This is a genomic window from Streptomyces sp. NPDC058464 (assembly GCF_042721035.1).
Classification (GTDB): Bacteria; Actinomycetota; Actinomycetes; order Streptomycetales; family Streptomycetaceae; genus Streptomyces.
This window is the reverse complement of the sequence record NZ_JBHXMA010000039.1, coordinates 1-26415: the sequence shown is the minus strand read 5'-3', so window position 1 is coordinate 26415 and position 26415 is coordinate 1. Positions and strand designations below refer to the sequence as shown.

20 protein-coding genes and 1 tRNA gene are annotated in these 26415 nt (G+C 68.9%); 8 read left to right on the top strand and 13 right to left on the bottom strand.

What is annotated here, in order from left to right; all coding sequences use genetic code 11:
* Nucleotides 1–85: 85 nt before the first annotated feature.
* From ACFWPQ_RS38920 to ACFWPQ_RS38910, 3 genes are read right to left on the bottom strand one after another with little or no spacing between them, the layout of a single operon-like run.
* Nucleotides 86–2260 (bottom strand): acetate--CoA ligase family protein, encoded by a 2175-nt coding sequence (locus ACFWPQ_RS38920; RefSeq protein WP_384045849.1) that lies wholly within the window; start codon nucleotides 2258–2260, stop codon nucleotides 86–88.
* Nucleotides 2261–2264: 4 nt separating this feature from the next.
* The gene (gene frc / locus ACFWPQ_RS38915) at nucleotides 2265–3497 is read right to left on the bottom strand and encodes a formyl-CoA transferase (protein ID WP_384045846.1); all 1233 of its coding nucleotides are present in this window, start codon (nucleotides 3495–3497) and stop codon (nucleotides 2265–2267) included.
* Nucleotides 3498–3509: 12 nt separating this feature from the next.
* Complete coding sequence (locus tag ACFWPQ_RS38910) at nucleotides 3510–5192, bottom strand: thiamine pyrophosphate-binding protein (protein WP_384045843.1); 1683 nt, start codon at nucleotides 5190–5192, stop codon at nucleotides 3510–3512.
* Between the two features lie 144 nt (nucleotides 5193–5336).
* Here ACFWPQ_RS38910 and sucC point away from each other — a divergent pair, with 144 nt between their 5' ends.
* Genes sucC through ACFWPQ_RS38895 form a run of 3 tightly spaced genes read left to right on the top strand, consistent with a single transcriptional unit; the run spans nucleotide 5337 to nucleotide 8903 of the window.
* A complete protein-coding gene (gene sucC, locus ACFWPQ_RS38905) occupies nucleotides 5337–6467 on the top strand; it encodes an ADP-forming succinate--CoA ligase subunit beta (RefSeq protein WP_384045840.1) in 1131 nt (376 codons plus the stop codon).
* 13 nt (nucleotides 6468–6480) lie between these two features.
* Nucleotides 6481–7365, top strand: a complete 885-nt coding sequence (gene sucD, locus ACFWPQ_RS38900) for a succinate--CoA ligase subunit alpha (RefSeq protein WP_384045837.1) — start codon at nucleotides 6481–6483, stop codon at nucleotides 7363–7365.
* A 2-nt stretch (nucleotides 7366–7367) separates the two neighbouring features.
* Nucleotides 7368–8903, top strand: a complete 1536-nt coding sequence (locus tag ACFWPQ_RS38895; RefSeq protein WP_384045834.1) for an aldehyde dehydrogenase family protein — start codon at nucleotides 7368–7370, stop codon at nucleotides 8901–8903.
* 90 nt (nucleotides 8904–8993) lie between these two features.
* Here the strand turns inward: ACFWPQ_RS38895 and ACFWPQ_RS38890 are convergent, their stop codons facing one another.
* Nucleotides 8994–9191 (bottom strand): LLM class flavin-dependent oxidoreductase, encoded by a 198-nt coding sequence (locus tag ACFWPQ_RS38890; protein ID WP_384045831.1) that lies wholly within the window; start codon nucleotides 9189–9191, stop codon nucleotides 8994–8996.
* Between the two features lie 356 nt (nucleotides 9192–9547).
* Here ACFWPQ_RS38890 and ACFWPQ_RS38885 point away from each other — a divergent pair.
* Nucleotides 9548–9632, top strand: a tRNA-Leu gene (locus ACFWPQ_RS38885).
* 363 nt (nucleotides 9633–9995) lie between these two features.
* Here ACFWPQ_RS38885 and ACFWPQ_RS38880 read toward each other — a convergent pair.
* The 8 genes from ACFWPQ_RS38880 to ppgK all read right to left on the bottom strand — a co-directional run bounded on the left by ACFWPQ_RS38880 (nucleotide 9996) and on the right by ppgK (nucleotide 19311).
* On the bottom strand, nucleotides 9996–10331 hold the full coding sequence (locus ACFWPQ_RS38880) for a hypothetical protein (RefSeq protein ID WP_384045828.1): 336 nt from the start codon (nucleotides 10329–10331) through the stop codon (nucleotides 9996–9998).
* A gap of 142 nt (nucleotides 10332–10473) precedes the next feature.
* Entirely contained in the window at nucleotides 10474–11883 is a 1410-nt protein-coding gene (gene zwf / locus ACFWPQ_RS38875; RefSeq protein ID WP_384045825.1) for a glucose-6-phosphate dehydrogenase, read from the bottom strand.
* 48 nt (nucleotides 11884–11931) lie between these two features.
* Nucleotides 11932–12627, bottom strand: coding sequence for a 6-phosphogluconolactonase (gene pgl, locus ACFWPQ_RS38870; RefSeq protein ID WP_384045822.1), 696 nt, complete (start codon nucleotides 12625–12627; stop codon nucleotides 11932–11934).
* A gap of 5 nt (nucleotides 12628–12632) precedes the next feature.
* Nucleotides 12633–13664 carry a phosphogluconate dehydrogenase (NAD(+)-dependent, decarboxylating) gene (gene gnd / locus ACFWPQ_RS38865; protein WP_384045819.1) on the bottom strand — a complete coding sequence of 344 codons (1032 nt, stop codon included), beginning with the start codon at nucleotides 13662–13664 and terminating at the stop codon, nucleotides 12633–12635.
* Nucleotides 13665–13674: 10 nt separating this feature from the next.
* A complete protein-coding gene (pgi, locus tag ACFWPQ_RS38860) occupies nucleotides 13675–15303 on the bottom strand; it encodes a glucose-6-phosphate isomerase (protein ID WP_384045816.1) in 1629 nt (542 codons plus the stop codon).
* Between the two features lie 45 nt (nucleotides 15304–15348).
* The gene (gene tal / locus ACFWPQ_RS38855) at nucleotides 15349–16422 is read right to left on the bottom strand and encodes a transaldolase (RefSeq protein WP_384045814.1); all 1074 of its coding nucleotides are present in this window, start codon (nucleotides 16420–16422) and stop codon (nucleotides 15349–15351) included.
* Complete coding sequence (tkt, locus tag ACFWPQ_RS38850; protein ID WP_384045812.1) at nucleotides 16419–18485, bottom strand: transketolase; 2067 nt, start codon at nucleotides 18483–18485, stop codon at nucleotides 16419–16421. Before tkt ends, tal begins: the two co-directional genes overlap by 4 nt.
* 52 nt (nucleotides 18486–18537) lie before the next feature.
* The gene (gene ppgK / locus ACFWPQ_RS38845; protein ID WP_384045809.1) at nucleotides 18538–19311 is read right to left on the bottom strand and encodes a polyphosphate--glucose phosphotransferase; all 774 of its coding nucleotides are present in this window, start codon (nucleotides 19309–19311) and stop codon (nucleotides 18538–18540) included.
* Nucleotides 19312–19670: 359 nt separating this feature from the next.
* Between ppgK and ACFWPQ_RS38840 the strand changes: the two genes are divergently transcribed.
* The 4 genes from ACFWPQ_RS38840 to ACFWPQ_RS38825 all read left to right on the top strand — a co-directional run bounded on the left by ACFWPQ_RS38840 (nucleotide 19671) and on the right by ACFWPQ_RS38825 (nucleotide 22870).
* Nucleotides 19671–20474, top strand: a complete 804-nt coding sequence (locus ACFWPQ_RS38840; protein WP_384045806.1) for a Cof-type HAD-IIB family hydrolase — start codon at nucleotides 19671–19673, stop codon at nucleotides 20472–20474.
* Between the two features lie 214 nt (nucleotides 20475–20688).
* Complete coding sequence (locus ACFWPQ_RS38835; protein ID WP_384045803.1) at nucleotides 20689–22053, top strand: glutamate decarboxylase; 1365 nt, start codon at nucleotides 20689–20691, stop codon at nucleotides 22051–22053.
* Between the two features lie 205 nt (nucleotides 22054–22258).
* A complete protein-coding gene (locus ACFWPQ_RS38830) occupies nucleotides 22259–22507 on the top strand; it encodes a hypothetical protein (RefSeq protein ID WP_384045800.1) in 249 nt (82 codons plus the stop codon).
* A gap of 12 nt (nucleotides 22508–22519) precedes the next feature.
* A complete protein-coding gene (locus ACFWPQ_RS38825) occupies nucleotides 22520–22870 on the top strand; it encodes a hypothetical protein (RefSeq protein WP_384045799.1) in 351 nt (116 codons plus the stop codon).
* A gap of 48 nt (nucleotides 22871–22918) precedes the next feature.
* On the opposite strand, the gene ACFWPQ_RS38820 is transcribed toward ACFWPQ_RS38825, so the two are convergent.
* Nucleotides 22919–25831 (bottom strand): CHAT domain-containing protein, encoded by a 2913-nt coding sequence (locus tag ACFWPQ_RS38820; RefSeq protein ID WP_384045796.1) that lies wholly within the window; start codon nucleotides 25829–25831, stop codon nucleotides 22919–22921.
* Between the last annotated feature and the right edge of the window lie 584 nt (nucleotides 25832–26415).

The following is a 26415-nucleotide window of genomic DNA, read 5'->3' as shown; positions in this document are numbered from 1 at the left end:
CCCCTGTCCAATGCCTTTCGTGCGCGCACGGGTCCCGGGGCCGGCCGGGGACGCGCTCCGCCGGCCGGCCCCTTCCTCGGCTACGTCATGACCCGCCCCCCAACCGTCCGCTGCTCGCCCCGTCGCTCCCCAGCAGCCCGGCCGCCCGCGCCCAGCGGTACTTGGCGCCGAGCACGGCCACCGGCCGTTCGGTCGTGTACGGGTACGCCACGACCCCCCGCTCGTACAGGTACTGGCAGGCCTCCTCGACCTCGACGTCCCCCGCGAGCGAGGCGACGACCGGCTTCTCGATGCCCCGCTCGCGGAACTCCGCGACCACGCGGGCCGTCAGTTCGGCGAAGACCATCGGCGGGGTGACGATGGTGTGCCAGTAGCCGAGGACGAGCGCGTGGATCCGCGGGTCCTCGAGACCCAGCCGGATCGTCGCCTCGTACGTCGACGGCGGCTCGCCGCCCGTGATGTCCACCGGGTTGCCGGCGGCGCCGAACGGCGGGATGAAGCGCCGGAACGCCTCGTCCAGGTCGGGCGGTATCTCCATCAGGGTCAGCCCGTTGTCGGTGATCGCGTCGGACAGCAGGACGCCGCTGCCGCCCGCGCCGGTGATGATCACGACGTTGTCGCCCTGCGGGGGCGGCAGCACCGGCAGGCCGCGCGCGTACTCCAGCATGTCGTTCAGGCCCGGCGCCCGGATGACGCCCGCCTGCCGCAGGATGTCGTCGTACACCGCGTCGTCGCCCGCGAGCGCGCCCGTGTGCGAACCGGCCGCCTTGGCCCCGGCCGCCGTACGCCCCGCCTTGAGGACCACAACAGGCTTCCTGGGTACGGTGTTTCGCGCCGCCTCGACGAAGGCGCGACCGTCCTTCAGGTCCTCCAGGTGCATGGCGATGCACTCGGTGTGCGGGTCCTCGCCGAACCAGGTCAGCAGGTCGTCCTCGTCCAGGTCCGACTTGTTGCCGAGGCCGACGATCGCCGACACACCCGTCTTGGTGGTGCGCGCGAAGCCCAGGATCGCCATGCCGATCCCGCCCGACTGGGAGGTCAGCGCCACCCCGCCCTTCACGTCGTACGGCGTGCAGAACGTGGCGCACAGGTCCTGCCAGGTGGAGTAGTAGCCGTAGATGTTCGGGCCGAGGAGACGGATGCCGTACCGCTCGCCGATTGCGACGATCTCCTCCTGGAGTTCGTGTTCGCCGGTCTCCGCGAAGCCGGAGGGGATCAGGACGGCGTTGGGGATCCGCTTCCGGCCCACCTCCTCCAGCGCCGCTGCCACGAACTTGGCGGGAATGGCGAAGACTGCCACGTCCACCTCTCCGGGAACGTCCGTGACACTCTTGTACGCCTTGCGGCCCAGAATGTCATCGGCCTTGGGGTTCACCGGATGGATCTCCCCGGCGAAGCCGCCGTCCACGAGGTTGCGCATCACCGAATTGCCGATCTTGCCCTGCTCGTTGGAGGCACCGATCACGGCGACGGAGCGGGGCTGCATCAGCCGGCGCATGCTCTCCAGGATCTCGTCGCGCGTGTACTTCCTACGCTCGTGCGGCTGCTGCTCCGCGAGGATGATCCGGATGTCGGCGGCGACCGCGCCCTCGGCCGTGGCGATCACCGGGTTGAGGTCCACCTCGGCGATCTCCGGGAAGTCCGCGACCAGTTGGGAGACCCGGCGGATCTGCTCGGCGACCGCCCACCGGTCCACCCCGGCCTGCCCGCGCACCCCGCGCAGCACCTCGGCCGCCTTGATGGAGTCCAGCATCGACAGCGCCTCGTCGGCGGAGACGGGCGCGAGCCGGAAGGTCACGTCCTTCAGCACCTCGACCAGCACCCCGCCGAGCCCGAACGCGACGACCTTCCCGAAGGTGGGGTCGGTGACCGCGCCGACGATGACCTCCGTGCCCTTCGGCAGCAGCTCCTGCACCTGGACGCCCTCGATGCGCGCGTCGGCGTCGTAGGCGCGCGCGTTCTCGATGATCCGGTGGAAGGCCGCGCGTACGTCCGCCGCGCCCGCCACCCCGACGACGACCCCGCCCGCGTCGGTCTTGTGCAGGATGTCCGGCGAGACGATCTTCATGACCACGGGTCCGGCGAAGCGCGCCGCGTACGCCACCGCCTCGTCGACGTCGGTGGCCAGTTCCTCGCCCGGTACGGCGATCCCGTACGCGTCGGCGATCACCTTCCCCTCCGGCGCGGTGAGGGCGGTACGGCCCTGCGCCCGCACCGAGTCGAGGAGTTCGCGGACCCGCAGCTCCCGGTCCTCTGCCATCACGTCAGATCACTCCGTTCGACTTGAGCAGGCGCAACTCTTCGTCGCCGAGGCCAAGTTCGCCGATGTAGACCGCTTCGTTGTGCTCGCCGAGCAGTGGCGAGCTGGTGACGTCGACGGGGGAGTCGGAGAGCTTGAGCGGGCTGCCGACGGTGACGAACTCGCCGCGCTCGGGGTGCGGTACGGTCACCACCATCTCGTTGGCGACCAGCGACTCGTCCTCGATGATCTCCTTGGTGGAGAGGATCGGCCCGCACGGGATGTTGTGGGCGTTGAGCTTCTCCAGCACCTCCCACTTGGGGAGCGTCGAGGACCACTCCTCGATCAGCTGGAACATCTTGTTGAGCTTGGGGAGGCGGGACTCCGGGGTCGCCCACTCGGGGTCGTCCGTGAGCTCCGGCCGGCCGATCAGCTGGGTGATCGGCTGCCAGCCGACGGGCTGCACGATCACGTACACGTAGTCGTTCGGGCCGCCCGGCGCGCACCTGACCGCCCAGCCGGGCTGGCCGCCGCCGGACGCGTTGCCGGAGCGGGGCACCTCGTCGCCGAAGTCCTCGTTCGGGTACTCGGCGAGCCGGCCGTGGGCCAGTCGCTGCTGGTCGCGGAGCTTGACCCGGCAGAGGTTCAGTACGGCGTGCTGCATGGCCACGTTGACGCGCTGGCCGCGGCCGGTGTGCTCGCGCTGGAAGAGTGCCGCCAGTATCCCGGCTACTGTATGCACCCCGGTGCCCGAGTCGCCGATCTGCGCGCCGGTGGCCAGCGGCGGCCCGTCCTCGAAGCCGGTGGTCGCCATCGAGCCGCCCATCGCCTGGGCGACGACCTCGTACGCCTTGAAGTTGGTGTACGGGCCGTCCCCGAACCCCTTGATGGAGGCGTAGACGATCCGCGGGTTGATCTCCTTGATGCGGTCCCAGGTGAACCCCATCCGGTCGACCGCGCCGGGGCCGAAGTTCTCCACCATCACGTCCGAGCGGCGGATCAGCTCGGTCAGGAGCTCCTTGCCGCGCTCGGTCTTGGTGTTGAGGGTGATGCTCCGCTTGTTGCAGTTGAGCATCGTGAAGTAGAGGGAGTCGACGTCCGGGAGGTCGCGCAGCTGCTTGCGCGTGATGTCACCGGTCGGCGCCTCCAGCTTGACCACGTCCGCACCGAGCCAGGCGAGCAGCTGGGTGGCGGAGGGGCCCGACTGGACGTGGGTCATGTCGAGGACGCGTATGCCCTCAAGTGCCTTGGTGGTCATGGGCGTTCCACCTCACTTGTACATGGTCTGGTTCATGGTTCCGGGGGCGTACGCGTCCGGGTCGACCCAGACGTTGATCAGCGACGGCTTGCCGGACTCGCGGGCCCGGCGCAGGGCGGGGCCGATGTCGGCGGGGTCGCGGACCTCCTCGCCGTAACCGCCCAGCATCTGGGCGAACTTGTCGTAGTGGACGTCGCCGAGGGTGTTGCCGACCCGCTCGCGCTCCTTGCCGTACTTGGCGGCCTGGCCGTAACGGATCTGGTTCATCGAGGAGTTGTTGCCGACGATCCCGACGAACGGGAGGTCGTAGCGGACCAGGGTCTCGAAGTCCCAGCCGGTGAGGGAGAAGGCGCCGTCGCCGAAGAGGGCGACCACCTCCTTGTCGGGGCGGGCCTGCTTGGCGGCCAGCACGAAGGGGACGCCGACGCCGAGGGTGCCGAGCGGCCCCGGGTCCATCCAGTGGCCGGGCGACTTGGGCTGCACCACCTGCCCGGAGAAGGTGACGATGTCGCCGCCGTCGCCGATGTAGATCGAGTCCTCGGTGAGGAAGTCGTTGATCTCGCTGACCAGGCGGTACGGGTGGATGGGCGAGGCGTCCGACCTCAGCTGTGGCAACCGCTTCTCGATCGCCGTCTGTTCGGCGGCGCGCAGCTCGTCGAGCCACTCCTTGCGCCGGGACGCCCCGCCGTTGACGCGTCCGGAGGCGGCCTCCGTCACGGACTTCAGGACCAGGCCCGCGTCCCCGACGATCCCGAGGTCGATGTCCCGGTTCTTGCCGACCGTGCGGTAGTCGAGGTCGATCTGCACGACCGTCGCTTCCGGAGAGAGCCGCTTGCCGTAGCCCATGCGGAAGTCGAAGGGGGTGCCGACGATCACGATGACGTCGGCGTTGGAGAAGGCGTACCGGCGGGAGAGCTGGAAGTGGTGCGGGTCGCCGGGCGGCAGGGTGCCGCGACCCGCGCCGTTCATGTACGCGGGGATGTTGAGGGTTCGTACCAGCTCGATGGCGTCCGCGGTGCCGCGGGTCGTCCAGACCTGGCTGCCGAGCAGGACGGCCGGCTTCTCGGCGTGCACGAGGAGGTCGGCGAGCTTCTCGATCGCCTCGGGGTCGCCGGCCGAGCGGGTCGAGGCCCGGTAGGCGCCGGCCTTGGGGACGCGGGCCTTCGACGCCGGGACCTTGGCGTCGAGGACGTCGCGGGGTATCTCCAGGAAGGAGGGGCCGGGCGCGCCGTGGTAGCACTCGCGGAACGCCATGGAGACCATGTCTGCGGCGCGGGCGGTGTCCGGGACGGTCGCCGCGAACTTGGTGATCGGCGCCATCATGTCCACGTGCGGCAGGTCCTGGAGGGACCCCATCTTGTGCTGGGTGAGCGCCCCCTGGCCGCCGATCAGCAGCATCGGGGACTCCGCGCGGAAGGCGTTGGCGACCCCCGTGACGGCGTCGGTCGTGCCCGGTCCGGCCGTGACGACCGCGCAGCCGGGCCTGCCGGTGATGCGCGCGTAGCCGTCGGCGGCGTGGGCGGCCACCTGCTCGTGGCGGACGTCGACGACTTCTATGCCCTCGTCGACGCAGCCGTCGTAGATGTCGATGATGTGGCCGCCGCACAGGGTGTAGATGCGGTCGACCCCCTCGGCCTTCAGTGCCTTCGCAACGAGATGACCACCGGAAATCACGTCCTGGGTGTCGTCGGGCATGGCGAAGTCCTGTCCCTTCGTAGGGGGGTGGGATGCCGTCGTCTTATATTGCATACAGTCGACGAATACTGTATGAACCTTGTTATCCCGCATCCGGTGGGTGGTGTCCAGGGGGCGTGCGGCACTTTTAAGACAGGAGCCGGAATGGACCTGTACGAGCACCAGGCAAGGGAACTCTTCGAGGAACACGGCATCGTGGTGCCGAGGGCCGAGGTCACCGACTCGCCCAAGGAGGCCCGGGAGATCGCCCGCCGGCTAGGCGGCAGGGTCGTCGTGAAGGCGCAGGTCAAGACCGGTGGCCGGGGCAAGGTGGGCGGCGTGAAGCTCGCCGCGGACCCGGCCGCGGCGGAACTCACGGCACGTCAGATTCTCGGCATGGACATCAAGGGGCACACGGTCGGCAAGGTGATGCTGGCCCAACCCGTCGACATCGAGAGCGAGTTCTACGTCTCCTACGTCCTCGACCGGGCGGCCGGCGGCTTCCTGGCGATCGCCTCCGCCGAGGGCGGCATGGAGATCGAGGAGGTGGCCGCGACCCGGCCGGAGGCGGTGGCACGGGTCCGCGTCGACCCCGCGGTCGGCGTCACCTCCGCCAAGGCCCAGGAGATCGCCGCGGCCGCCGGACTGCCGCCGCAGACCGTCGACGTCCTCGTCCGGCTCTGGCAGGTCCTGGTCCGCGAGGACGCGCTGCTCGTCGAGGTGAACCCGCTCGTGCGCACCCGAGAGGGCCGGATCCTGGCGCTCGACGGCAAGGTCACCCTCGACGACAACGCCCGCTTCCGGCAGGTGCGTTGGGGTGCGGAGGAGGGCGAGCACCATGACCCGCTGGAGGCGGCGGCCGCCGCGAAGGGGCTCAACTACGTCAAGCTCGACGGCGAGGTCGGCATCATCGGCAACGGCGCGGGCCTGGTGATGTCCACCCTGGACGTGGTGGCCGGCTGCGGCGCGCGGCCCGCCGACTTCCTGGACATCGGCGGCGGGGCGTCCGCGCAGATCATGGCCGACGGCCTGTCGGTGATCCTCTCCGACCCGTCGGTGAAGTCGGTCTTCGTCAACGTCTTCGGCGGGATCACCGCGTGCGACGCGGTCGCCGACGGCATCGTCCGGGCCCTGGAGACCGTCCGGTTGACCAAGCCGCTGGTGGTCCGCCTCGACGGCAACAACGCGGCCCGCGGCCGGGCGATCCTCGACGGCCGCGCGCACCCCCTGGTCGAACAGGCCACCACCATGGACGGCGCCGCCCGCCGGGCCGCCGAACTCGCCCACACCGCCTGAGGAGCCGGGACATATGGCGATCTACCTCACCAAGGAGAGCAAGGTCCTCGTCCAGGGCATGACCGGCGGCGAGGGCATGAAGCACACCCGCCGGATGCTCGCCGCCGGGACGGACGTCGTCGGCGGGGTCAACCCGCGCAAGGCCGGGCAGACCGTCGACTTCGACGACCGTGCCGTCCCGGTCTTCGGCACCGTCGCCGAGGGCATGGCGGCGACCGGCGCCGACGTCACCGTCGTCTTCGTGCCGCCCGCCTTCGCCAAGGCGGCTGTGCTGGAGGCGGCCGACGCCGGTATCGGACTGGCGGTGGTGATCACCGAGGGCATACCCGTCCACGACTCGGTGGCCTTCACGTCGTACGCCAGGCGGAACGGCACCCGGATCATCGGGCCCAACTGCCCCGGGCTGATCACCCCCGGCCAGTCCAATGCCGGCATCATCCCCGCCGACATCACCAAGCCCGGCCGGATCGGACTCGTCTCCAAGTCGGGCACGCTGACCTACCAACTCATGTACGAGCTGCGGGACATCGGCTTCTCCACCTGCGTGGGCATCGGCGGCGACCCGGTCGTCGGGACGAGCCACATCGACTGCCTGGCCGCCTTCCAGGACGACCCGGACACCGAACTCGTCGTCCTCATCGGGGAGATCGGCGGCGATGCGGAGGAACGGGCCGCCGCCTACATCCGGGAGCACGTCACCAAGCCCGTCGTCGGCTACATCGCCGGGTTCACCGCGCCCGAGGGCCGCACCATGGGCCACGCGGGCGCCATCGTCTCCGGTTCGGCCGGCACCGCACGGGCCAAGCAGGAGGCGCTGGAGGCGGTCGGGGTGCGGGTGGGGAGCACGCCGACCGAGACCGCCCGGCTGGTGCTCGAGCTCCTGGAAGCCGGGGGTTGATCATGGTCCTTGTCTGCAAGCCCGGCACCGGCTGGGACGACGCCTGGGCGCGCTGTCTCGCCCTCGCCCCCGAGGCCTTCCGGGACGACCGCGTCCTCAACCTCTGGGCCGCCGCGTGGCGGCCCGACGGCCGCCCGCTGCCCGCGACCAGTCCCGTCGACGGCAGCCCCATCGCCGGCGCCCCGCGCCTGGACCGGGACACCGCACGCCGGGCCGTCCGCGCCTGCCTCGACCAGCACCGCGCCTGGCGGCACGTCCCCCTGGCGGAGCGCCGGGCCCGGGTGGCCGCCACCCTGGACGCCCTGGCCGAACACCGCGAACTCCTCGCCCTCCTCCTCGTCCACGAGATCGGCAAGCCCTGGCGGCTCGCCCAGGCGGACGTCGACCGGGCGATCGACGGGGTGCGCTGGTACGTCGACGGCATCGAGCCGATGCTCGCCGGACGGGCCCCGCTGGACGGTCCGGTGTCCAACATCGCCAGCTGGAACTACCCGATGAGCGTGCTCGTTCACGCGGTACTGGTCCAGGCTCTGGCGGGCAACGCGGTGGTGGCGAAGACCCCGACCGACGGCGGGGTCGCCTGTCTCACCCTGGCCTGCGCGCTGGCCGCCCGGGAGGGCCTGCCGGTGACGCTGCTCAGCGGCAGCGGGGGCGAGCTGTCGGAGGCGCTGGTGCGGGCGCCGGAGATCGGCTGCGTCTCCTTCGTCGGCGGCCGGGACACGGGAGCGGCGGTGGCCACGGCCGTCACCGACCTGGGCAAACGGCACATACTCGAACAGGAGGGGCTGAACACCTGGGGCATCTGGAACTTCACCGACTGGACCGCGTTCACCGCCGCCGTCCCCAAACTCTTCGACTACGGCAAACAGCGCTGCACCGCCTACCCGCGCTTCGTCGTCCAGCGCGAGCTGTTCGACGAGTTCCTCGCCGCCTACCTCCCGGCGGTCCGCGGCCTGCGGATCGGCCACCCGCTGGCGGTCGCCGACCCCGACGACCCGCTCCCCGAGCTGGACTTCGGGCCGGTGATCAACTCGGCCAAGGCCAAGGACCTGACCGACCAGGTCGCCGAGGCCGTCGACCGCGGCGCCGTCCCGCTGCACCGCGGCAGCCCGGCCGACGCCCACTTCCTCCCCGGCCAGGACACGTCGTCGTACGTCCACCCGGTCACCCTCCTCAACCCTCCCCCCTCCTCACCTCTCCACCACGCGGAACCCTTCGGCCCGGTCGACACGATCGTCCTGGTCGACACCGAGGCGGAACTGCTGGCCGCCATGAACGCCTCCAACGGCGCGCTGGTCGCCACGCTCTCCACCGACGACGAGGCCACCTTCGCGCGGCTCGCCCCGCAGATCCGCGCCTTCAAGGTCGGCCACGGCAAGCCGCGCTCCCGGGGCGACCGCGACGAACTGTTCGGCGGCTTCGGCGCGTCCTGGCGGGGGGCCTTCGTCGGCGGGCAGCTGCTGGTGCGGGCGGTGACACAGGGACCGGCGGGGGAGCGGCTGCCGGGCAACTTCCCGGAGTACCAGCTCATGCCGTGACGCCGGCGAGCACAGGGGCGATGACCTCCTCGGCGAGCCTGTGGACCACCCCGTCCGTAAAGGGACGCGGCAGGCTCGGCACGATGTCGTTCATCCCGGCCTGCCCCATCGCGCACGCCCGGGCACGTTCCAGACGTCCGCGTGCTCGGCCGCCAGCCGCAGCAGCCGGGTGCCCCAGCCGCCGATCAGCAGCGGGGGCCCCGGACGCTGCACGGGCTTGGGCGCGTTCCGCGTCCCGCGGAGCCGGTAGTGCGCCCCCTCGAAGTCGAAGACCTCCCGGGTCCACATCGGCTTCAGGATCCGTACGGTGTCGTCGAGCCGGACCGCCGGCGCAGCCCGCAGGGCCGGCGGCGCAACATCGTCGGGCTGACCGATGCCGGGCGGGCGCGGATGGGGCAGGCCGAGGAGGCGCGGCTGGCGGCCGAGCGGCGGTTTCCGGCCCCGCTGGACGAGCAGACGACGGCGACGCTCATCCGCGCCCTGCGTGCGCTGCCGCCCGGCCGGTAACGTGCTGGATACGTACGGTGAGGGGGTGCCGACCTGCGGGTATACCGACGGAAACGCAGGTGAAAGGCACTCCGAAAGCTTGGTATTGTTGTCCATGTCGCCGCCGGGAACACCCCCGGTCGGGCGGCAGACACCTAGTCCGGGTGGCGGAATGGCAGACGCGCTAGCTTGAGGTGCTAGTGCCCTTTAACGGGCGTGGGGGTTCAAGTCCCCCCTCGGACACAGATGGGACGTTCACGAAATCGTCCCGATACGTTCACGAATTGCCGGTCGAGCCGTGTGGCTCGCCGGTTTTTCGTCGTACCTGGGGCCTTCGGGCCGCGCGGTCGACTCGGTGAGGGGTTGGTGCGGTGGCGTTCCGGGTACTGCGCCTCTCACCTGCGGAAACAGGACATGCCTGTGCGACGGCTGGTGGCCGTGGCACAGGCACGTGGGGTTCTCAAAGGTTGGAACACTGCGGGGGCGCGTCACTCGCGTGACGGAGGCTCGACCGGGTCGGTTGGAACGGGTTGTCCGTGAGGTGGCTCGAGGGGCTGGTCGGATTGGGTCGTGGGGTTCGGGGTGCCAGCTTTGCGGGGTCGGATGCTAGGTGGGGAGACGGTCACGGTCAGGCGGCGGTCTGCAGGGTCGTGTGGAAGGCGGCGAGGGCCCGGAGGCGAGCGGCCAAAGACTGCGGGTCCAGTGCCGCAAGGGCCCGCCGAGCAGTGAGCTGACGACCCGAGGAGTAAAGGCCGCCAGCGGGCGGAACGGCGTCACAGTGATGTCATCCTCACGGAACGTGCGGTGCCGCACGTGGTGCAGGAGGTTCTCGATGCCCCAGTGGCCTCTGATCCAGGTGGCGAGTTCGGTGCAGGTGGCATCGAAGACGCTCAGGCTGGTGATCAGGTAGATACGCTCGATGGTCAGCTTCCTGGTGCTCAAGTCGCGCCGCCACCGCACGACTTGGATCGCCTGCCGGGCGCCGGGGTAGTCCAGGTGACTGAACGCGGCAACTTTGAGCCGGCGGATCTCATCGCGGTGGTGGGCGCAACCGGCGGTTCACCGGGTTCGGGGCGCGACTGTGTCAGTCGGGAGACCTCGCCAGCAGCCATGGTTCGTGCCATCGCGGATATCCGGCGACGAGATTGCTCGCGCCCGCCGGTCCCCAGGTCCCCTGCCGGTAGTGCTCGGGGTCGCCGGGCGCCTTCAGCAGTGGCTGGACGATTCGCCACGTCTCCTCCACCGAGTCCTCCCGGGTGAACAGGCTCGCGTTGCCTTGCATTGCATCACTGAGCAGGCGCTCGTACGGTTCGGGTGCCTCACCGAGCTCGGCCGCGAAGAGGAGGTCAAGGTCCACCAGCTGCGTGTCCTGCTTGCCTGGCTGCTTGGCCTGGATGCGGAAGTTCATGCCTGGGCTCGGATCGATCCGCAGGATCCACTGGTCGGGCTCGGGCGCGAACCGCTCCGCGAACGCAAGCCGCGGCGGGCGCTTGAACACGATCCGGATCTCGGTCACTCGCTCGGGGAGCGACTTGCCGGCGCGGATGAAGAACGGCACCCCGGACCAGCGCCAGTTCTCGACCTCCAGCCGCAACCCGACGAAGGTCTCGGTGCGCGAGTGCGGCCGCACGCCGGGGACCTGCAGGTACCCCTCGTACTGCCCGCGGACGTAGTGGGCCGGGTCGGCGTCGGGGATCGCCCGGAACACATCAACCCGGCGGTCCCGGAGCGCGTCCGCATCGGCGGCTGATGGCGGCTCGGACGCCACCAGGGCGAGCAGCTGGAGCAGATGGTTCTGCACGACGTCGCGGAGCGCGCCGACCGGGTCGTAGAAGTGGCCGCGGTCCTCGACCCCGAAGTCCTCGGCCATGGTGATCTGCACGCAGGAGACGTGGTCGCGGTTCCACACCGGCTCGAACACGGAGTTGGCGAACCGCAGGAACAGGATGTCCATCGCCGGCTCTTTGCCGAGGAAGTGGTCGATCCTCAGCAACTGCTCCTCGTCGAGGAGCTGGCGCAGCTCGGCGTTGAGGGCGCGCGCCGACGCGAGGTCATGCCCGAATGGTTTCTCCACGACAACCCGGGCGCCCTTGGTCAGTCCGGCGCCTGCCAGGCCCCCGACCACCCGGGCGAACAGCGACGGCGGGATCTCCAGGTAGAAGACGGGGTGCCGACTGCCGTTGACCGCCCGGGCGAGGCGATGGAACGTCTCCTCGTCGGCGTAATCTCCCTGGACATAGCTGAGTCGGGCGGCGAACCGGGCAAAGACGCTGTCGTCGAGCGGCTCACCCGCTGCCTTGATCGCCGCGCGGGCGTGGTCACGCAGCGCGTCGTCGGACCAGCCGTCGCGCGCCACTCCGACGATCGGGCAGGTGAGCAGCTTGCGCCGCTCAAGCCGATAGAGCGAGCGAAACGTCATCTTTCGCGCGAGGTCGCCAGTGATCCCGAAAATGACCAGCACGTCTGCGGGAACGTTCGACGAGTTCAAAGCCATCTGATCCCCCTTACGGGGCCGGCACGGCAACAGGGTCGGGCGTCATGGTCATGCGGGCGACTGGGCACCGGCGCGCGGAGGGCTCTGGTCGGCCGCCGCCGCGTCCGCGAGGACGAGCGACGCCGCCGCCTCGACCCGGCCGGCGGGAATCGACCGGTCTCCCGCAACGAGCCTCGAGAGCGGGTCGCGCTTGTCCGCTCCGGTGATGAGCCAGAGCACCTGCTGGGCGCGGGCGAGCGCAGGATAGGTGAGCGTCATGCGCTGGTGACCCATGTAGGGCGCCGTCAGGGCCACCAGCCGGTCCGAGACTTCGAGCACCGGGTCCCGTGGTACCAGCGAGGCGGTGTGCCCGTCCGGGCCGAGGCCCAGGTGAACGAGGTCGAAACGCTCGGGCAGTGACCGTCCGTAGGCGCTGGCCGCCGCGTCAAGGTCGGCGTCGTTCACGGGCATGGCGATGACCTCGGCCGGGGCCGCACCGAGGCTCTCCCGCAGGTGGGTGAGGTTGCGGTCCGGATCGCCGTCGGGCGCGACCCGCTCGTCGACCTGGAACACCGCCACGTGCTCCCAGGGGACGTGCTCATGTGCGAGCCGCGCGAACATCGCCCAGGGCGTGTGCCCCCCGCTGACGGCGAACGTGAATCGGCCGTGGGCTTGCACGCGGGCCCGGGCCAGCCGCGCCACGAACGCCGCCGCGGTGCCGGCGACCTCATCGGGGTCGGCGACGACTTGGAGTTCGTGATGCACAGCCGTCAGCCCTTCTTTTCGGCGTGCCCGCCGAACTCCGAGCGCATCGCCGAGAGGATCTTGTCGGTGAACTCCCCGGCCTGCCTGGACTCGAAGCGCTCGTAGAGCGAGGTGGTGATGACCGGTGCCGGGACGCCTTCGTCCACCGCGGCGAGGACGGTCCAGCGGCCTTCCCCGGAGTCCGAGACCCGCCCGGCGAAGCCGTCGAGGGAGGGCGAGCGGGCGAAGGCGTCGGCGATCAGGTCAACCAGCCACGAGCCGACGACCGAGCCGCGCCGCCAGACCTCGGCCACCTCTCCGACGTCGATGTCGTACTGGTAGGCCCACGCATCGCGCAGGGGCGTCGTCTCCGCGTCGACCTCTTGCCGGCTTGTGCCGGCGTCCGCGCGCTTGATGATGCTGAGGCCCTCGGCGATCGCGGCCATCATCCCGTACTCGACCCCGTTGTGGACCATCTTCACGAAGTGCCCGGCGCCGTTCGGCCCGCAGTGCAGGTACCCGAGCGGGGCGGTGCCGTCGGCTCGGGGCCGGCTCGGCGTCGGCTCGGCGCTGCCCTCGCCGGGAGCGATCGTCTTGAAGATCGGGTCCAGATGGGCCACGACCTCGTCCTCGCCGCCGATCATCAGGCAGTAGCCGCGCTCCAGGCCCCAGACACCGCCGCTGGTCCCGCAGTCGACATAGTGCAGCGACTTGCCGGCAAGACGGTTGGCGCGTGTGATGTCGTCGCGGTAGTAGGAGTTGCCGCCGTCGATGAGGATGTCGCCGGGCTCCAGCAACGGCTCCAGCTGGTCGAGGATGGAGTCGACGATCGCAGCCGGAAGCATGAGCCACAGCGCCCGTGGCTTGTCCAGTTTCGCGACGAAATCCTGGAGTGAGTCCGCGCCCGTCGCGCCCTCGCCGGCCAGTTCGGCGACGGCGTCCGCGTTGACGTCGGACACGACGCATTGGTGGCCGTCCCGTATCAGCCGACGCACCAGGTTCGCCCCCATCCGGCCGAGCCCGATCATCCCTAGCTGCATGGGCTTGTCTGTCGCCATGTGGTGCCTCCTAGTCCTTGAGCGTGCGGTAGTGCCGGATCAGCGCGTTCGTGGACGAGTCGTGGCCGAGCTCAGGTTCGGTCGCGCTGTCGAGCTCCGGGACGATCGCGACAGCAAGCACCTTGCCGAGCTCGACGCCCCACTGGTCGAAGGAGTCGATCCCCCAGATCGCCCCCTGGGTGAACACACTGTGCTCGTAGAGCGCGACCAGCGTGCCGAGCCGGTACGGGGTGAGCACCTCGGCCAGCAGCACGTTCGTCGGGCGGTTGCCCTCCATCACCCGGTGCGGCGCCACGTCCTGAGCCGTCCCCTCGGCACGCACCTCGTCCCCGGTCCTGCCGAAGCCGAGCGCCTGGGCCTGGGCGAAGACGTTCGACGAGAGGATGTCGTGGTGGTTGCCGAGCGGGTTGAGCGACTTGCCGAAGCCGATCAGGTCCACCGGGATCAGCTTGGTGCCCTGGTGGAGCAGCTGGTAGAAGCTGTGCTGCCCATTGGTCCCCGGCTCCCCCCAGTACACCGCGCCGGTCTGGTAGTCCACCGGCACGCCCTCAAGCGTCACGTGCTTGCCGTTGGACTCCATGGTGAGCTGCTGCAGGTAGGCCGGGAAGCGCTTCAGGTACTGGTCGTAGGGCATCACGCCGACGGTCTGGGCGCCGAAGAAGTCGCCGTACCAGACGGCGAGCAGTCCCATCAGGACCGGCAGGTTCTGTTCGAACGGCGCGGTGCGGAAGTGCGTGTCCATCGCGTGGAATCCGGCGAGGAGATCGCGGTATTTGTCGGGGCCGACAGCGAGCATCGTCGAGAGACCGATCGCGGAGTCCATCGAGTAGCGCCCGCCGACCCAGTCCCAGAACCCGAACATGTTCGCGGTGTCGATGCCGAACTCGGTGACCCGCTGCGCGTTCGTGGACACCGCCACGAAATGCCGGGCGACCGCCGCCTCGTCACCGAGCTGCGCCAGGATCCAGTCACGCGCCGAGCGGGCATTGGTCATCGTCTCCAGCGTCCCGAACGTCTTCGAGGCGATGACGAACAGCGTCTCTTCGGCGGCCAGATCACGGGTCGCCTCGACGATGTCCGTCGAGTCGACGTTGGACACGAACCTGAACGTGAGATCGCGCCGGCTGTAGTGGCGCAGCGCCTCGTAGGCCATGACGGGACCGAGGTCGGAGCCGCCGATGCCGACGTTGACTATGTTGCGGATCGGCTTGCCGGTGGCGCCTCTCCAGGCGCCCGACCGGACCTGGTCCGCGAATGCCTCCATCCGGTCGAGCACCTCGTGCACCTGCGCGACGACGTCCACTCCGCCGACGACGAGAGAGGACTCCTTCGGCATCCGCAGCGCCACGTGCAGCACCGGCCGGTGCTCCGAGACGTTGATCCGATCGCCGGCGAACATCTCGTCGATGTGCTCGCGCAGTCCCGATTCCTCGGCCAGCTGGAGCAGCAGCCCCAAGGTCTCGTCGGTGATCCGGTTCTTCGAGTAGTCCAGGTACAGGCCGGTGGCCTCGGCCGTCATCCGCTCGCCGCGTCCCGGATCGGCGGCGACCAGCTCGCGCAGGTGGCGTCCGGCGATCTCGGAGTGATGGTCCGCGAGCGCCTTCCAAGCAGGACGTTCGCGCAGCGCGGTCGATGGCATGGCTGGCTCCTCCGATGAGTTCGGTCCGGCCGCTCGGCGCAGAGGTCAGGCCACGGCCTTGCTCTGCATGTCGATTCGCTCCATGAGGTCGTTCCAGGCCGCGACAAAGGACTTGGCGCCTTCGCTTTGCAACGTGGCGGCAAGCGCCTTGATGTCGACGCCCGCGCTCGCGAAGCGGGCCAGCATTGCCGCGGATTCACCCCCGTCCGATGGCAGCGTCTCGCCGATCTCGCCATGGTCGAAGAAGGCTTTCAGGGTGTCGTCGGGCATCGTGTTGACCGTGAACGGCGCGGCCAGACCGTGGACGTAAAGCGTGTCGGAGGCGGCCGGGTCCTTCGTCCTCGTGCTGGCCCAGAGCAGCCGCTGCATGCGCGCGCCGGCATTCTCCAGCCGCTGGAAGCGCTGCGAGCCCATCACTTCGCGGTACGCCCGGTACACGTCGAGGCCGACGGCGAGGGCGAGGGTGTCGGTGAGGTCGGCCGGTGCGGCGTCCTTGACCGCCACGTCCCAGCGTGACATGAACACCGACGCGACCGAGCCGACAGCGGGGTCGTGCCCGGCCTCTGCCCGGCGCTCGACGCCACGCAGGTAGGCGTCAGCCGCGGCCCGGTAGTGGTCTGCCGAGAACAGCAGCGTCACGTTCACCGGGACGCCGGAGGCGATGGCCTCCTCGATCGCCGGCAGCCCCTCGGGCGTGCCGGGGATCTTGATGAAGAGGTTGCGCCGGTCGGCCCTGGCGTGCAGCGCCTTGGCGGCCGCCACCGTTCGCTGCGTGTCGTAGGCGAGCAGCGGCGAGACCTCCAGCGAGACCCAGCCGTCGACGCCGTCGGTGCGTTCGTGGATGGGCAGGAACAGGTCGGCGGCCCGCTGCAGGTCCTCGATGGCCAGCTCGAAGAACAGCTCCTCGCCCTTGCGCCCGCCCGCCGCCTTCGCGCGGATCGCGTCGTCGTAGTCGCCGGAGCCGATCGCCTTGTCGAAGATCGAGGGGTTGGAGGTGAGCCCTGTCACCGAGTACTGGTCGATGTAGTGCTGGATCTGGCCTGTATCGAGCATCGAACGGGTGATGTTGTCCAGCCAGATGCTCTGGCCCTGCTCATGGAGCGCCTTGGTCACGTTCATGCCTGCTCCCTACCGGCGGCCACGCACTCGCGGGCAACCTGGGTGACCTTCTCGGGAGTGAAGCCGAATTTGGTCAGCAGCATCTTGAGCGGCGCCGATGCCCCGAACGTGTGCATGCCGACGACCGCGCCGCCGTCGCCGACGTAACGGTCCCAGCCGAGGGTCGCCGCCTGCTCGATGGCGACCCGGGCCCTGACCCCGGGCGGGATGACCGAGTCGCGGTATTCCTTGGGCTGGCGGTCGAACAACTCCCAGCAGGGCATGCTGACCACGCGAGCCGCGAGGCCCTCGGCGGCGAGCTCGTCACGGGCCGCGAGTGCGAGTTGCACCTCCGACCCGGTGGCGAGCAGGATGACGTCGGGCTTGCCGTCCGCCGCGTCGACCAGAACATAGGCGCCCCGGGCCACCCCGGATGCGGCCCCCGTCTCGGAGCGGTCGAGGGTCGGCAGTGCCTGACGGGAAAGGACCAGCACCGCCGGTTCGTGCCTGAGCGCGGCGACGACCCGCCAGGTCTCGACGACCTCGTTCGCGTCGGCCGGGCGGAACACCAGCAACCCCGGCATCGCGCGCAGCGACGCGAGCTGCTCGACCGGCTGGTGGGTGGGACCGTCCTCGCCGACCCCGATCGAGTCGTGGGTGAAGATGTGCACGACCGGGATCTCCATCAGCGCCGAGAGCCGGATCGCGCCGCGTGCGTAGTCCGAGAAGATCAGGAACCCTGACCAGTACGAGCGCAGTTTGGTCAGCGCCATCCCGTTCGTGATCGCGGTGGCGGCGTGCTCGCGGATACCGAAGTGGAGGTTGCGCCCCGAGCGGTCATCGGCCTGGAAGTCGCCGGCGCCGGAGAACGTGAGGTTGGTCTTGGTCGACGGCGACAGGTCCGCCGACCCGCCGAGCACCCACGGCACGGCTTGGGCAAGCGCGTTGAGCACCCGGCCGCTGGAGTCACGGCCGGCGATGCCCTTGGGGTCGGCCGGGAAGGTCGGCAGCGCCGACTCCCAGCCCTCCGGCAGGTCACGCCGCTGCATGCGCTCCAGCTCGTCGGCGAGGTCGGGACGGGTGGTTCGGTAGGCCTCGAATCGAGCCTCCCAGCTCGTCCGGGCTTCGCGACCGCGCGCGCCGACGCCTGCGGCGAAGTGCTCGTAGACGCCGTCGGGAACGAAGAAGTCCTTGTCCTCCGGCATCCCGAGGAATCGCTTGGCCGACTTGACGCCCTCCACGCCGAACGGCGCGCCGTGCGCCTTCGGGGTGTCCTCGACCGGTGACCCGTAGCCGATGTGGCTGTGCACCACGATGAGCGTGGGGCGCTCGTTCTCGGACTTGAAGGTGTGCAGCGCGCGGGCCACGGCGTCGAGGTCGTTGGCGTCGGCCACGGTGGTGACGTTCCAGCCGTAGCCGATGAACCGGGCCGCCACATCCTCGGTGAACGCGATGTCGGTGTGGCCCTCGATCGTCACCCGGTTGGAGTCGTAGATCCAGCAAAGGTTCGACAGCCGCTGGTGGGCCGCGATCGAGGCAGCCTCCGAGGAGACCCCCTCCATCATGCAGCCGTCGCCGGCCATCGCGTACACGTCGAAGTCGAAGGCGGTGAAGTCGTCGCGGTTGTACCGGGCGGCGAGCCACTGCCCGGCGATCGCCATCCCGACCGAGGTCGCGACGCCCTGGCCGAGCGGGCCGGTCGTGGTCTCCACGCCGCTGGTCCACCGGTACTCCGGGTGCCCGGGGCAGCGCGAGCCGAGCTGGCGGAACGTCCTGAGGTCGTCGAGGGTCACGGCGGGTCGGCCGAGGACCTCGTAGTCGGGGTCGACAGCCTGCACGCCGGTGAGGTGGAGCAGCGACCAGAGCAACGCGGAGGCGTGTCCTTCCGACAGCACGAAGCGGTCGCGGTTGGGCCAGATCGGGTCGGCCGGGTCGAAGCGCAGGAAGCGTTGCCAGAGCGTGTACGCGACCGGGGCGATTCCCATCGGTGTCCCCGGATGTCCGGAGTCGGCCGCCTGAATGGCGTCCATGCACAGAGTGCGGATCGTGTTGACGGAAAGTGTTTCCAGGTCGTTGCTGCTCAATGCGAGCCTCCCTGAAGGTGCTGCCCCCTGCGCTCATATCGAGCGCGGCAGACTAGGGTTGAGCTTTCCCGGCCGGGGCGAAGAGCGCCGCGCCGACAATGCCCGCATCGTTCAACAGCTGCGCCGGCACGATCTCGGTCCTGAGCTCGATGTACGGCAGGAACTTGTCGGCCTTTTTGCTGACGCCGCCGCCGATGACGATCAGGTCGGGCCACAGCAGCCGCTGGACGAGGTCGAGATACGTCTCCAGACGGTGCGCCCATTTCTTCCAGGACAGATCGTCGTGCTCACGCACCGACTCCGCGGCCCAGTCCTCGGCATCCTCGTGGTGCAGCGGCAGGTGCCCCAGCTCGCTGTTGGGCACCAGGTACCCGTCGGAGAAGACGGCGCTGCCGATACCGGTGCCGAGCGTCAGCATCACGACGACGCCCTTGCGTCCCTTGCCGGCGCCGAAGCGCATCTCGGCGATCCCGGCCGCGTCGGCGTCGTTCACCACCCTCACGTCGCGGCCGGTCGCTCGTGCGAAGAGCTGGGCCGCGTCCGTCCCCATCCAGGCCGGGTCGATATTGGCCGTCGTCTGGACTCTGCCGCCCCGGATGACCGCCGGGAGCGTCAGCCCGACCGGTCCTGGGACGCCGATCTGGGAGAGCACCTGCACGACCACGTCCGTGACTGCCTCCGGGGTCGCCGGATGCGGGGTCGGGATCCGGACCCGCTCAGCGATGAGGCTGCCGAGCTCGAGGTCGACCGGCGCTCCCTTGATACCGGTCCCGCCGATGTCGACCCCCAGCACGCGGGCCGTCTTGTCCTGACTTGCCTGCGCCACTGCCCGCTCCCCTCAGGGGCTGGCCCAAAATGTGTTGCTTGAATTTTGGACATCAAGCCCCATAAGAGCTTCCATGCAATTCTCAATACTCGCACATATCCTTTATGCTCGCCACATCACTCTTATGGGGTTATTTCAAAGCCCAAGGGGTACATTCAGGAATCGCGCACCCTAAAAGGCATCGGCCTTCCCTTCTGCTCGAGAGGAACGCGACTGCGACTCATGCCAGCCGTGACGGTATCCTCCAGCAACTTTCGGAAATCAAGCCGACCGGGAACTCGTCCCCCAAAACCCCCGCATCCACGAGCCGATGCCTCTCGCCACCCGGACCGGACGCGACCAGAGCTTACGGAGGCGTGATGTCAACCCGCCCGATCCGCCTGCTTCTTGCCGACGTCGACGGCACTTTGGTCACGAGCGACAAGGTCCTCACCGACCGGGCCGTCCGGGCGGTCCACAAGCTCTATGACGCCGGCGTCCTCTTCGCGGTGACCAGCGGGAGACCGCCCCGCGGCATGTCCATGATCATCGAGCCCCTGACGCTGGCCACTGAACTCGCCGCCTTCAACGGTGGTCTCATCGTCAACCCGGATATGACCGTTGTCGAGCAGCAGGTCATTCCCAAGGAGGTGGTGGCCCCGGTCGTCGCGCTGATGGAGTCGTTCGGCCTCAGCGTCTGGATCTACCGGGGTGCCGACTGGTACGTCCGCGACGTGAAGGGGCCGCACGTGGATCGCGAGAGCTGGACGGTGCAGTTCGCGCCCACGCTCGTTCCCGGCTTCGACGGACTCGAGCAGGGCACCGCCAAGGTCGTCGGGGTCAGCGACGACCACCAGGTCGTCGAGGCGGCCGCGGTCGCAGCTCGCGCGCAGTTCGGCGAGCACGTCTCGGCCGCCCGCTCGCAGCCCTACTACCTCGATGTGACCCATCCGCAGGCCAACAAGGGTGGTGTCGTCAAGTACTGGTCCGCCAAGCTCCACATTTCCCCCGAACAGATCGCCACGATCGGCGACATGCCCAACGATGTACTGATGTTCGCCCACTCGGGACTGTCCATCGCGATGGGCAACGCCAGTCACGAGGTCCAGCGCGCGGCGAGGCGGGTCACAACGAGCAATGAGGAGGAGGGCTTCGCGAACGCGGTCGAGCAGTTCATCCTATGACCCGCGTCACCGCATGCCCGGGCCTGGCGCGGTCTGCCCCTGCGGTGTGTCGCGACGTCGCCGCGAGCCGAGGAACCTTGGGAGGCTGGACGGTGCCTTTTCCCGAAGAAGGGGCTGTTCCGTTCGCGCTGGGCCGCAGTCAGTTCGGAGCCGCACTGTTCCATCTCGGCGTGTCCCCCGCCGAGGCAGGCACCGGCGCTGTTTGAATCGCAATATGTCTAAGGGTGACGACGCGGCTCTTTTCGGTAACCGATTCTTGACCGTGCCAGCTCCCTCGGAGACCTTTCCCGAGGAGGGCATGGCTGCGACGGACGCAATGAGGCTGTTGGATGTGGACCTCGCCATGGAGGGAGACCCGCAGCGTAACCTCGCCACGTTTGTCACCACTTGGATGGAGCCGGAGGCGCAACGGATCATCGCGGAGAATCTCCACCGCAATTTCATCGACCATGCGGAGTACCCGATTTCCGCCGAGATCGAGCAGCGTTGCGTGCGCATGCTCGCCGGCCTCTTCAACGCGCCGGGCAGGACAACCGGATGCCGGACCCAGGGCTCGTCCGAGGCGATCATGCTCGGGGCGCTGTCGCTGAAGTGGAAGTGGCGGGAGCGCCGCCGGGCGGCCAATCTGTCGGTCGACCGACCCAACTTGGTCTTCGGCGGGGACGTCCACGTCGTGTGGGAGAAGTTCTGCCGCTACTTCGACGTCGAGCCGAGGATCGTGCCGCTTGCCGAGGGCAAGTACACGATCGGCCCGGAGGACGTGGAGCCTCACCTGGACGGGAACACGATCGGCGTCGTCGCCGTCCTCGGCACCACGTTCACCGGCCACAAGGACGACGTCGTCGGGATCGACAAGCTCCTGCGGGACGTCCGCAAGGAGCGGGACCTCGACATCCCGATCCACGTTGACGGAGCCAGCGGTGCATTCGTGTGGCCCTTCCTCTACCCGGACTCGAAGTGGGACTTCCGGCTCGAGCACGTCCGTTCGATCAACGTCTCGGGACACAAGTACGGCCTGGTCTACCCTGGCATCGGCTGGCTGGTCTTCCGCGAGGAGTCCGACCTGCCCGTGGACCTCGTCTTCCACGAGAACTACCTGGGCAAGACCGACGCGACGTTCACGCTGAACTTCTCCACCGGCGCGTCGATGGTGCTCGCGCAGTACTACAACTTCGTCCGGCTCGGTCGCCAGGGCTACACCTACGTCATGAAGATGTTGCAGGAGAACGCCCACGTCCTGGCGGACAACCTGCGTAGCAGCGGCCGCTTCGAAGTGATCGGGAGCGACCTCGAGCAGCTGCCGCTCGTCGCTTTCCGTCTCGCCGGCAAGCATGCCTACGACGAGTCCGACGTCGCCTGGCAACTCTCGGCCGAGCGCGGCTGGATGGTGCCGGCGTACACGCTCCCGCCCAACGCGGAGCGGGTGAAGATCATGCGTGCCCTGGTCAAGGAGACCCTGAGCCGCGAGCAGATCGATCGCCTGAGCCAGGACATCACCGACGCGTGTCGCACTTTGGACGACAAGGGTGCGACCCATGAGATCGAGCGGGCCCAGGTCAAGCGCGGCACCGGCTACTGACGCGCCTCTGCCCCCGGTTGCGCACACCTGCTGGCCCTGAGGGCGTCTCCACCGCGAACCTGCCTCGGGTAGATCTGCTGCGTGTGCGAGACACGTACCCGATCGAACGGTCTGCCCGAACCAAGGGCGCCACGACCGGGCCTCGTCCTCCGGCTGCCGGACGCGCCCCGAAGCGGTGCCGCAGCAAGACACTGAGGTGGCTGAGGTGAGCGCTCCGTTCAGGGTGGTCTTCAGGCACCAGCGACAGCGCGCGGCGGGCCACATCAACTGCCTCGTGCAGATCTGTGACATGCCGGGACAGGAGAAAACGGCGGAGCAGCGCCGTCGCGAGATTGCCGAGGTGGGCGGCCGTCTCTTGGGCGCCCACCTCGGCCAGGGCGGTGCATTCCCGTCCGGCGTCGATCAACGCGTCAAGATCGGTCTGCCTGTTCAATTTCTCGTATCGCGTCCGTAGGAAAACAGCCAGGTGTTCCAGCTGCGCGGCTCTCCTTGGCCCCGGAGTCCGTGCCGCCTTCTCGGCGACTTCGATGGCTTCGTCGAGATGCCGCAGATCGCCGGTCGTCATGAACTGGAGGTACCGACCGGCACCGAGGTTGCCGAGTCGGCCCTGGCGATCGGGATGCCCGGGAGGGGTGTGGACTGCTATCCGCGCGACTGCTTGTACGGCTGTGGAGATGGCGGCTGGATCTTCCCCCCTCAGAGCATCGACGAGGAGCTTCGCGCCCTCCGGGGCCAGCGCGTCGGCCAGCGCGGGAAGGAGGACCGGAGGAATACTGTCAAGCACAGGAGCGTGCAGGAACGCGCGTTTGTGCGTTGAGATGTCTCTTTCGCGCTGTTCATCCGAGGTCGTCATGCCGGTGTCCTTTCAGGCGCCCGAGTGCAGGTGCGCGGCCCATGACGCGGGGAGTGTCGGGAAGGACGCGCGAGCCCTGCGCACGGCCTCGTGCAGGGCCATGGCCGATCGCTCCGGATGCAGGCGGCCAAGGGCCGAGATCTGGGAGTAGAAGTCCTCTGAGACGGTGGTGGCTTCCTCGTCGTCGATCATCCAGAAGGTCCCTACGACATGCGCGTATCCGGCTACCTGAAAGGCGGAGACGAGATGTACGGACTCGTCGGCGAGTTCACGGCGCGTATTGAGAGCGGTGTCGCATGCGGACAGATAGGCCAGCTGGGCGGAGAGACGCAGCCCGGACAAGGCGGTTACGGTGAACGGATCCGTCCGGTGGTCGTGCAGCAGGAGCCTGCTGTCGGAGGGGTGCACAGGATCATTCACGCCGTGGCAGGCGAAGTGCACGATGGGGAAGGACTGGACCTGGGCGAGCACATTCGTGCGTGTGGGCAGTTCGGACAGGCGCGGGTTCGCGTCTTCCGGGTCTGGTTCGACGAGGGCGAGCGATCCGGAAAGCCTCTGCGTAAGTAGAGCCGCCGCCCTTGTGGCATGGGGAAGCGCGGTTTCCGGTGGCAGTCCTGGAGTGAAAGGCATGGCGACGACCAGGGCCGAGGCGTTCCGCGCCGCGGTGGCCTCCGCCGCGCGTTCCCGCGCATGACGCAAGGCCGCGATGGTCGGAGTGTAGGAACTCACGACCCTGTCGATCACGGAGCGGCGGGAGGGATCGTCAGGGTCGTCGTCGTGGTGGCCGGCAGCGTGAAGGGGGAGGAGGGCCATGGGCCCTCCTGGGACCCACCAGACCTGCGGCCACGGGCGGATGCTGTCATGTGCTTGGCCGTAGCCGAGGGCCTGCATGACGGGGGCCGCCGCCACATCCCAGAGCCACCCCAGGATCGAGCAGATCTTCCCCTGCGCCGCCATCCGTACGGCGTGGCTTTCGTGGGCGCGGACGACATCCAACTGGGTGTAGAACTCGGTCACCCGGTCGTTGAGTTCGCTGAGGCTGAACCCGTCCAGTGCAACACTTTCCACCCCCACGGGCGTGAGGATGAGGGCGTCGCTGCGGTAGGCGCTCACGTTGACGGTGATGACGGGGCCGCACTCCGCCTGCTGTCGTATCTCCTCCGGCGTGGGCGGCTGGGCGAAGCGCGCGAAGCCGTCCTTGCTTCTGATCTCCTGAAGGATCCCGGAGAGTTCGTCGGCCAAGGCCCAACGGGCATCCTGTTTGCCAAGCGCCGGCTCTTCCCTCCCCCTTGGAAAGATGGGCTCGACCAGGTCTTGTGTGGGCTCGTCGAGTCGATCGCGAACGTCCCTGAACCGCTCGGCAAGTTCTGGGTGGGCTGCGGCCAACGCGGTCAGATCGCTCCGCATCTGCAGGGTCTGGCCGATCACGACGCCTCGTCCGGCTTCGAGTAGCTGCAGGGCCAGGGTGGCCTTTTGCGCGGGAGGCCTTGAGGTGTCGGCCAGGACCAGGGCGGCCGCATCCGCGGCCAGCCCAGCAACCTCGCCGAGGGCGTGTAACTGGTCGGTCCCGTCAAGTTGCCGTGGAGCGACCTGGGGTAACAGCCAGACCGCCTGCTCCAGGAGGTCTGCCGCAGTCCGCGGCCTGATCGTCGCGGCGATGGCGCTTCCCGCCCTGGCTGCGGCGATCCGCACGGACGGACGGGCTGCCTTGATACCCACGGCCGCACGGTAAGCATCGATGGCTGCGTCGAGGTCCCCGGGCGAGCCGGTGCTCTCACTGCGCAGACGCAGGGCCCCGGCGAGGTTGACCAGGCGGCCCGCCAGGTCCGGAGCGCCGGCGGGGTACAGCTCCCGTGTGATCTGGACAGCCCTCTCGCACGCTGCGATGCCCTCGGACAGGTCTCGCTCGTGCGCCGTGGCCGCGTAGCGCAGTCGGAGGGCGCCTCCCAGGGTGGTGAGTCGGCCGGGCAGGCTTGGTGCGGTAGGGGCCGTCGCCTCAACTGCACGCTTCAGGCAGACAACCGCTTCGTCCAAGTCACCGAGGCCACCGTCCAGCAGGAAACGGGTCAACAGGCACGCCCCCAGATTTCCCAGCGGCTCCCCGTGCTCCTCCGGCGACGCCTCCATGGCTTTCCTGCCGACCACGACCGCTGCATCGAGATCGCCCTTCGCCCCGAGGCGTTGGTAACGGCCCTCCAGAACGTTGGCCAGGTTGCTCAGGACGACCCAATGATCTGGCGACGCAACCGCGGCCTCGGACGAGAGCCGCACCGCCAGGTCGATGTCGAAGCGCGCGCCCGTCAACTCGAAACGGCGCCACAGGGAGATGCCGAGTTCGGTGAGCAAGACGGCGCGGTGCGCGTGGCCCTGCGGGAGCAGTCCTACGGCCTGATGCCCGACGCTGATGGCTTCGTTGAGGAGCCCCGGATCACCCGACCGCACGTAACCGGTCTCCAGCGACGCCCCGAGATTGCAGAGGAAGTTCACGTATTGCGGATCGTCGGCCGAGCCGATGTCGACCGCTGTACGTCCTGCGGCGACGGCCCTGTCCAGGTCGGTGCCGTCTCCGGAGATATCGAATCTGATGCGCAGGGCGGCACCCAGGTCCGAGTGGAGGGCGGCGGCCATGCCCTCGTCCGGAGACGTGGCTGCGATCAGCCGTTCGAAAAGCTTGATCGCCTCCTCGACTTCCTTCAACCGGCCGAGCCGCTCACCCAGCGTGCGCAGGGCGAGCGCGAGATTCGCTGCGCGGGTCGGATAGCTGGGATCGTCTGGAGGCGTCGCGGCCACGATCCGGCGCCATATACGAGCGACATGCCGGGCCAGTTGGGCATCGGGGGTGACAAAGAGGCGATCTACCCACGCGACTGCGTGGTTCGCCAGAGCATCGGCTTCCACGCGGCTCAGCGGGCTGCGATCGTTCATTGTCCTCCGCATCAGTGCTGAGCCTCAGTGCTCAAAGGCCATGATATGGACAGCCCGGGTAAATTTCAGGATTTCATATTGGACTTCGGATAAAGAGGGCTAGTCTCCGGGCTCAGGCAGGAAGCCGAGGAAGGGGGCGGCATGGAGCTGGGGCTTGCGGAGAAGATCGCCGCATTCTGCAGGGAACTGCACGACGAGACTCTGGCAGAGATCGCCCGGAGCAACTCGTTGGCGGACACGTATGAGAGGGTCAGGGCTTCAATCGCCGCCGGGCGGACTGAACCACGGACGGAAGCCGATCTTGACAGCCTGAACAGACTCGTTCGGGACGTCACAGGGTTGGGAATCTATCCCGGCGGTTTCCGAAGCTACCAACCGCTCAGCGGGGCGGAACCGGGCTCCGGCGCGCTGTGGTGGTCGTGCCCGGCGGGCTTGTGCGCAGGGCGCGGGCGGGTACGTCCTGGGCATCCAGCTCCAACCTGTGGGGCGTGTCGGCGACGGCTGAAAAGTGGACCAGTAGCGACGCTTGAAAGTTGACCCCCTCCAAGGGGTCTGGCTCGTTGAGCCAGGCCGGGAGGAGTGGT

Coding starts and splice junctions, on each gene's coding strand:
- ACFWPQ_RS38920 (WP_384045849.1), bottom strand. CDS start 2,260: ATGGCAGAGGACCGGGAGCTGCGGGTCCGCGAACTCCTCGACTCGGTG.
- frc (WP_384045846.1), bottom strand. CDS start 3,497: ATGACCACCAAGGCACTTGAGGGCATACGCGTCCTCGACATGACCCAC.
- ACFWPQ_RS38910 (WP_384045843.1), bottom strand. CDS start 5,192: ATGCCCGACGACACCCAGGACGTGATTTCCGGTGGTCATCTCGTTGCG.
- sucC (WP_384045840.1), top strand. CDS start 5,337: ATGGACCTGTACGAGCACCAGGCAAGGGAACTCTTCGAGGAACACGGC.
- sucD (WP_384045837.1), top strand. CDS start 6,481: ATGGCGATCTACCTCACCAAGGAGAGCAAGGTCCTCGTCCAGGGCATG.
- ACFWPQ_RS38895 (WP_384045834.1), top strand. CDS start 7,368: ATGGTCCTTGTCTGCAAGCCCGGCACCGGCTGGGACGACGCCTGGGCG.
- ACFWPQ_RS38890 (WP_384045831.1), bottom strand. CDS start 9,191: ATGTGGACCCGGGAGGTCTTCGACTTCGAGGGGGCGCACTACCGGCTC.
- zwf (WP_384045825.1), bottom strand. CDS start 11,883: ATGGCTTTGAACTCGTCGAACGTTCCCGCAGACGTGCTGGTCATTTTC.
- gnd (WP_384045819.1), bottom strand. CDS start 13,664: ATGGCGACAGACAAGCCCATGCAGCTAGGGATGATCGGGCTCGGCCGG.
- pgi (WP_384045816.1), bottom strand. CDS start 15,303: ATGCCATCGACCGCGCTGCGCGAACGTCCTGCTTGGAAGGCGCTCGCG.
- tal (WP_384045814.1), bottom strand. CDS start 16,422: ATGAACGTGACCAAGGCGCTCCATGAGCAGGGCCAGAGCATCTGGCTG.
- ACFWPQ_RS38840 (WP_384045806.1), top strand. CDS start 19,671: ATGTCAACCCGCCCGATCCGCCTGCTTCTTGCCGACGTCGACGGCACT.
- ACFWPQ_RS38835 (WP_384045803.1), top strand. CDS start 20,689: ATGTCTAAGGGTGACGACGCGGCTCTTTTCGGTAACCGATTCTTGACC.
- ACFWPQ_RS38820 (WP_384045796.1), bottom strand. CDS start 25,831: ATGAACGATCGCAGCCCGCTGAGCCGCGTGGAAGCCGATGCTCTGGCG.